The organism is Frankia sp. Mgl5 (assembly GCF_023242985.1).
Classification (GTDB): Bacteria; Actinomycetota; Actinomycetes; order Frankiales; family Frankiaceae; genus Parafrankia; species Parafrankia soli.
Window position 1 is genome coordinate 1 of the sequence record NZ_JALKFY010000708.1, and the last position, 7,006, is coordinate 7,006.

Here is a 7,006-nt window from a genome sequence, read left to right on the forward strand (position 1 = left end):
GAGCGTTACCAGCGGCGCACCGTCCGGCTGGCGGCCCAGGTCGGCGCGGTGGTCCGGGAACTCGCAGGCCGCGGCGGTGATTAGGAGCGTGGGAGCTGGATCTGGCCCTGATCTTGTGATCGAAGTGGACCCGGGCGGCAGTCAGGTCGCGAGCAGGACGCGTTTGCGGAGGAGGTCGAAGTTCGCTCTGCCGTACATCTGACGTTTGATCATTTTGATGCGGTTCACGGTGCCTTCAACTTGTCCGGAGCTGTGCGGCAGGGTCAGTCCGTTGAGGACGGCGTCGTGGTCGCGGAGCAGGCCGCGGGTGAAACGGTGCAGTTCAGGGAGGTCGTCGGCGTCGACGGCGGCGATCCAGGTGTTGAGCCGGTCGCCGTGGCGTCCGGTGAGCATCTGCGCGAACGCGGTGACATGGCCCGCGAGGGTCTGCAGGTGCTGGCAGCGGGTGAGAACCTTCTTCAACGCGAGGGTTTCCTCCTCGTCGAGGTGTTCGGGATCGGTGAGGACCCACCGGGTCACGGTGCGGACCTTCGGCGCCGGCGACGCTGCGGGTGCGGTGCTGCCGGCGGTGCGCAGCAGGCGGAGGTAAGCCAGGACGGTGGCCTGGCTTCCGGGGTAGCCCTGCTCGCGGATCTCCCGAAACAGCTGGCTGCCATTGGTGATCCCAGCATTCACCCGCTCGTTGAGGTAGGGCTCCCACCGCCGTAGGACCGAGCCGCGTCCGTCGCGGGTCTTGGCCAGGACGTCCTCGATGGTGGCCGCGCGGTAGTACTTGCGGACCGTTTCCTTCGCCAGCCCCAGCTCCCGCATGATCGGCTTGATGCCCAGGCCCTGCGCTTTGAGGTCCTGGACGGCGGCATACCGCTCGCGGGCGTTGCGCACGAACGCCCGGCTCTCGAAGTGCTCGTCCCGCGCCTCGGTTACCGCCTCGTCGACGTCGCTCGGCTGGCTCGCGACGGCCTCGACGGCCGGCAGGGAGGGTTCTTTCAGGCAGGAACGATGGCGGGCGACAGTCGCCTCGACGTGCCCGGCGAGGTTGTGCCACAGATGCCACCTGTCAGCCACTTCCACCGCGTCCGGTGCACCGGTACGGGCACCGTCGGCGTAGGCACCGGCCCGATCCCGGCAGATCACCTGCGCACCGGGATGCTCGGCCAGCCAGCCGGCGAACGTCGCTGCCTCCCGATCCGCGAGCAGGTCCACCGGCCGGTGACGGTCCAGATCGACCAGGACCGTTCCGTAGACCCGGCCCCGACGCACCGCGAAATCGTCCACACCGAGGGTCGCCACGACACCCACCTGCGGATCGGGTAACGCCCGCACCCGACGCAGCACCGTGTTCCGGCCAGCACACAGCCCCACCCGCCCGGCGAGACGCGAACCGGCCCTGCCCGCCAGCGCCAACCCGATCGCCTCGATCATCCCGGTGGCGAGTGGGGTGAACCGGGCATGTGGACTCGTCAGACCCACGACCTGCTCCGCGAACGTCACCCTCGAACATCCCGAGTCCAGGCAACGGAACCGCCGGACCAGCAGATCGATCTCGACGTGGGTACCCCCGATGGCAGCATCGACCAACCGCCGCCGATACCGGCCATGCACCCGCTCCGAGACCACCCCGCAGCCTGGACAGGCCCCACCCGGCCCTCGAACACGGGCCCACAACCGCAAGCGATCACCAGTCCGGTCGACGCGGTCGACGATCAGACCCGCCAGATGCGGAAGCAGGACCCCAAGGTCAGAGAGGCACCCGGCACATGATCACAGCAGGCCGGCCTCAGGTAGCAGGCACCCCCGGGTCCACTTCGATCACAAGATCAGGGCCAGATCCACTTGAGACCCGTTCAACCATTCGGAGAAGGAACAAGCCCGGCCGACGTTCAAGAAGGGCTTCGGGTTCCATCCGCTGTGGGCGTTCATCGACCATGGACCGGCCGGCTCCGGAGAACCGGCGGCGGTACTGCTGCGCGCGGGTAACGCCGGGTCGAACACCGCCGCCGACCACATCACCGTCGCCACCGCCGCGCTGGGCCAGCTGCCCCGGCGGCTGCGCCGGTCCCGCAAGGTGCTGGTCCGCGCCGACTCCGCCGGCGGCACACACGCCTTCCTGGCCTGGGCGCACAGGCGGCGGCTGGCATATTCGGTCGGGTTCACCCTGCCCGACACCGCCGCCGAGCTGATCACCCGCCTCCCGGCAGCGGCGTGGACACCGGCCTACGACGCCAACGGCCAGCCCCGCCCCGGCGCGTTCGTCGCCGAACTGTCCGGGCTGATGGACCTGACCGGCTGGCCACCGGGGATACGGGTCATCGCCCGCAAAGAACGCCCCCACCCCGGCGCGCAGCTACATGTCACCGACGTCGACGGCAACCGGATCACCGCGTTCGCCACGAACACCCCCCGCGGGCAGCTCGCCGACCTCGAGCTACGCCACCGCCGCCGGGCCCGCTGCGAAGACCGGATCCGAGCCGCCAAGGACACCGGCCTGACCAACCTGCCGCTCCACGACTTCACCCAGAACCAGATCTGGTGCCAGATCGTCGCACTCGCCTGCGACCTGATCGCCTGGACCCAGATGCTCGCCCTCGCCGGCCAGCCCGCGCGGCGCTGGGAACCGAAACGGCTACGCCACCGCCTGTTCTGGCTCGCAGGCCGGCTCGCCCGCCACGCCCGCGCCACCATCCTGCACCTGCCCGCGCACCACCCCTGGGCCCCACTGGCCCTCCAGGCGATCACCACACTGCGCGCGCTACCCGCCCCCGGATAGCCCGCGGCCACAGACCTCCCACCCCATCACCCAGGAGCCCGCCCCGAACGTGGACCGGGCGCCCACCCCGCGCGACAGCCGGGGCACTCCGCCACGGCCACCCCCAGACCCAGCAGCAAAACTCAACATCAACAAGGGCGGCAGGTCAGCCCGCGAACACACCTGGTCGAGGCACGAAAGATCTGGGCTAACATGACACGATTTGTCATATACGATGTGGATCGTCTGATGAATCTAGCGTTTTCCGGCTTGTCGCCGCTGGTCGTGGAGGATGTGGCAGACGAAGGCGACCTGATCCGAGTGTGGCACGGACACCAGATGCGCCGGCCGCCTGTCCAAGCTGCGGAGTCCAGACCTCGCGCGTGCACGGCTGCAGCGGACCGTGGCCGATGCCCCGGTCGACGCACGCCGCGTAGTCGTGATCCGCCGCCTGGTGTGCCCGACCCGGGGCTGCTGCCGCCAGACCTTCCGCGAACAGATGCTAGAGCATTCACGCAAGGATACCTCGGCGGCGCGCCTCCGCGACTGATTCACCGCGCCGGGCGACGCCAAGCTTAGTATAGATGTTCTTAAGATACCATTTGACGGTGTTGATAGTCAAGTTGAGGCTACGCGCGATTTCTTTGTTTGACAGCCCGCGGTTCAGGAGACAGAGGATGTCGATCTCGCGGGCGTTGAGTGGTTCTTCGGGCGTTGGATTCCGCTCGGCCGGGCGATCGATAATGGGGATCGCCGCCCGCTCTGCGTCGATATGGGCCGTGGCGAGCAGCTTGGACAGGTAGTCCGATGGTATGGCGGGCAAATCTGCGGGCCATCGGCGACATTGGCTAGCGCCTCGAAACTCTCTGATGATCTTCAGGAGCTCCGGCCCCGCATCGATCATGGTGCGCACGAGACCGGAGCGGGCTCCGGCAACCAACGCAGGCACCGCTGTACGGATCGCAGCGTCAGAGTCGCCGCCGAGCGAGAGGACCACCGCTAGTTCGACGCGTGCGGTCGTTTCGGCGTACCGCCAGCCTACGGAGCTGCTCTCGTGGAGAATCTCGGACAGTAGTCGGAGGGCGCCTTCGTAGTCGCCTTGGGCAGACATGATTCGCGCGCGCATCGCGAGCTGGTAGCGGCGGGTGGCCATGGCGATGCCATCGTCGCCGCGTGCGATATCCTCGCTTTGGCGAGCGAGTACGTTCTGTGCGCTCCTGATGTCCCCAAGGGCTAAATGCAGCCGCAGGCGTTCGTGATCGACGGCGGCCGACAAACGGGGTAATGCGAGCTGGCTCGCCGCTTCGTTGCCTTCATCGAGAAATGACCAGACGTCTTCGACGTCGCCTCGCAGGACTTTGATGCGGGCCAGGGTGGAGTAAGTCGCGATCATGAAGTCGGCGACGCCGCTTTCGGCGCCGAGTTCATGGCACTCCTCAAGGAGCCGCTCAGCGGCGTCGATGTCGCCGCGCTCGTAGTACAGCCTGCCCAGTAGCGCTCCCGCCAGCCGGGCGGCATGCGACTTTCGCCCGGCGCCTCCGCGGGCGAGGGCCACGGCTTCCTTATAGAGGCGCCCGGCGGTCACCAGGTCGAGTTGGGCGAATGCTGCGAGTCCGGCGAAGCAGCGCCCGTACACAGCGGCGAAAGGCCCGTGTGTCGCCTCATGGAAGGCGTTGGCCCACTGCTGCCGTTTTTGCGCAGTGTCGTAGGCGAAGGTGTGGATGTCGACGAAGGTGCGGATATTAGACGACACCGCGACTGGCCAGGGCCGGTAGCTCGGGTTCTCCGCGATGTAGGGGGCGACCAGAACGGCGGCGCGGTCGATCCGGTCACCGTAGACGTCGATGCAGGCCTGGACGACATCGGCCTCGCCGAGGATTTCCTTACTGGTGTCGTCGGTTACGGAGGCCAAGGTGGCTCGTACGTGATCGAGCGCGGTCTGCGCGGGCTGTGCCCGTTGCAGGAGGCAGTTGGCCCAGGCGATGGCGATCTGCAGCCCCGGTCGGCCGGGTAGCAGAGTCTGCGGCAGTTTGTTGACCAGGCCGAGCAGGGTGGCCATGCGGCTGTGCTCTACCAGGGGCATGGCCTGCCGTTCCACTAAATCCACAGCTCCGGTGTCGTTGCCGGCGGCCAAGGCGTGGGTGACGGCCTCACCGAGCAGGTCATGATCGGCAAACCACGCTGATGCGGTGCGGTGGAGAGTGATGATCCGGTCGGCATGAGTGCGTTCCAGGCGCCGCCGCAGATAGTCCGCGAAGAGGTGGTGGTAGCGGAACCATTCCCGGTTGTCGTCGAGCGGCCGCAGGAACATGTCTCGCTGTTCGAGCTCTTCCAGCAGGGCCTGCCCACGCCGCTGTCCGCTGACCGCGGCGGCGAGGTCACCACAGAGACGATCACAGATGGAGGTCGTGAGAAGGAAGTCAAGCAGGTCGGCGGGCAGCGTGTTGAGCACGTTCTCGGCGAGGTAGTCGCCGATGGAGTGATGCCGCCCGGAGAAGCCGCGGATCAACGCTGACGGGTCGTCGCTGTTGCGTAGCGACAGGGTGGCGAGTTGGAGCGCGGCAACCCAGCCGTCGGTGCTGGAGCACAGTTGATGAACGTCCTCGCTGTCGAGGTCTAGTGCGTTGAGGTCGAGGAGGAAGGCGGCGGATTCGTTGCGGTCGAAACGCAACTGGGTGGCGTCGATCTCGGTGACCTGGTTGCGGACCCTGAGCCTCCCGACGGCCGGCGAGCGGGTTCGACTGGTGACGATCAGGTGGAGGTTGTCAGGACCCACATCCAGCAAGAATTCCAGCGCGGCGGCAGCCTTGGGGTTGTCGATGAGGTGCCAGTCGTCGAGAACGATCGCGAGGGGCCGCCGGTGCTCGGCAACCTGGTTGACCAGCTCGGTGAGCACGTAACGTTGAGCGTCGCCGGAATGTTGTTCGAGGACATCGACCAAGCCGCCAGCGAAGGTGGGTTCGACGCGACGCACCGCCTCGACAAGGTGGCTGAGGAACCAGACGGCGTCGTTGTCGTCGCGGTCGAGACTGAGCCAGGCGACCGGCACACCTTCGGCACGCAGCACACGCTGCCACTGGACCGCCAGAGTGGTCTTACCGAACCCGGCGGGGGCGTGGATCAACGTCAGCCGCTTGGCGCGACCTTCGCGGAGCTGGTCGATGAGCCGGTCACGGCTGACCAGCCCATCGTCATAGCTCGGTGCCTGAAACTTCGTGGACACCGCTAGCACGGGACGTACCTCGATGTCCATCCAGCTCGCCTCGCCTTCGAGGGCTCCCTGCCCACCTCCATCGCCACACGCTTGTGACTACCCCCACATCATCTATAGCGAATTTTCCCACTGTCCACCTGGGTCTGCAATACCTCGGCGTTACCAGCCGGCCCGCAGGGTCTTCTTGTCGATCTTGCCAAGCACGGTGGTGGGTAGCGTCTCGGCGACGCGCACGACCTTGGGCTGCTTGTAGCGGGCGAGGTTGCTGCGGCAGCGGGCGAGCAGCTTGGCCTCGTCGAACGCGCCGGTGTCGTCGGGCACGACGAACGCGACGACGGCTTCGCCCCAGTCAGGGCGCGGCACTCCGGTGACCGTGCCCCGCCCGACTCCGGGGCAGGCTGTGGCGGCGTTCTTCACCTCGGTGCTGTAGACGCCTATTCCACCGGTGGTGATCATATCGTCTTTTTCGGTCGAGCAGGTAGACGTAGCTGTCGTCGTCCATGCGCCCGATGTCGCCGGTGTGCAACCAGCCGGCCGCCCAGGGCCTTGGCGGTCTGTTCGAGCCGGCCGCGGTAGCCGACCGTGGCGTCGGGCGTGGAAGCGGCGATCTCACCGACCTGGCCGCGGGGCAGTTCTCGGCCATGCTCATCAACCACCTTAACCGCGGTCATGATAGCGGGCTGGCCGCAGCTGGTCAGGCGTTGCTCACCGCCGGGATCGAGGCGGTGGTCCTCGCGGCGCAGCCGGGTGATGATGTTCGGTGCTTCCGGCTGGCCGTAGAGCTGCATGAACAACCGTGCCGAACACCTCGAGGCCCTGTTCAAGCCGCTCCCGGGCGGTCGGTGCGGCGCTGTAGAGAATGGCGCGCAGCGAGCTGAGATCCAACTCCCGCCCGGCTACACGGTCGAGTAGTCACCGTCGGCACCATTGAGCGTGTAGGTCACGCGATCGGCGGTGATGCGCCGCAGGCGCTTGGCTGCCGCCTCGGCGAGCCGGGCGCCCTCGGCCGTGTCGGCCCACAGGGCAGGCGGGAGCCCTCCGCCGTA

The 7,006-nt window shown here is 67.3% G+C and carries 4 protein-coding genes and 2 pseudogenes; 2 read left to right on the forward strand and 4 right to left on the reverse strand.

Annotated elements, in window-relative coordinates:
- Window positions 1–141: 141 nt before the first annotated feature.
- Window positions 142–1,728 (reverse strand): ISL3 family transposase, encoded by a 1,587-nt coding sequence (locus tag MXD62_RS26630; RefSeq protein ID WP_157472898.1) that lies wholly within the window; start codon window positions 1,726–1,728, stop codon window positions 142–144.
- Window positions 1,729–1,849: 121 nt separating this feature from the next.
- Here MXD62_RS26630 and MXD62_RS26635 point away from each other — a divergent pair.
- Window positions 1,850–2,767, forward strand: a pseudogene (locus MXD62_RS26635) (IS1380 family transposase); the annotation flags it as partial.
- A 228-nt stretch (window positions 2,768–2,995) separates the two neighbouring features.
- Window positions 2,996–3,272 (forward strand): annotated as a pseudogene (locus tag MXD62_RS26640) (ISL3 family transposase); the annotation flags it as partial.
- On the opposite strand, the gene MXD62_RS26645 reads toward MXD62_RS26640, so the two are convergent.
- From MXD62_RS26645 to MXD62_RS26655, 3 genes are all read right to left on the reverse strand, one after another.
- Window positions 3,258–5,999 carry a LuxR C-terminal-related transcriptional regulator gene (locus MXD62_RS26645; protein WP_248832162.1) on the reverse strand — a complete coding sequence of 914 codons (2,742 nt, stop codon included), beginning with the start codon at window positions 5,997–5,999 and terminating at the stop codon, window positions 3,258–3,260. The pseudogene MXD62_RS26640 and the gene MXD62_RS26645 overlap by 15 nt on opposite strands.
- Window positions 6,000–6,119: 120 nt before the next feature.
- Window positions 6,120–6,416 (reverse strand): hypothetical protein, encoded by a 297-nt coding sequence (locus MXD62_RS26650; RefSeq protein WP_248832163.1) that lies wholly within the window; start codon window positions 6,414–6,416, stop codon window positions 6,120–6,122.
- Window positions 6,413–6,748 carry an AMP-binding protein gene (locus tag MXD62_RS26655; protein ID WP_248832164.1) on the reverse strand — a complete coding sequence of 112 codons (336 nt, stop codon included), beginning with the start codon at window positions 6,746–6,748 and terminating at the stop codon, window positions 6,413–6,415. Before MXD62_RS26655 ends, MXD62_RS26650 begins: the two co-directional genes overlap by 4 nt.
- Window positions 6,749–7,006: the final 258 nt, after the last annotated feature.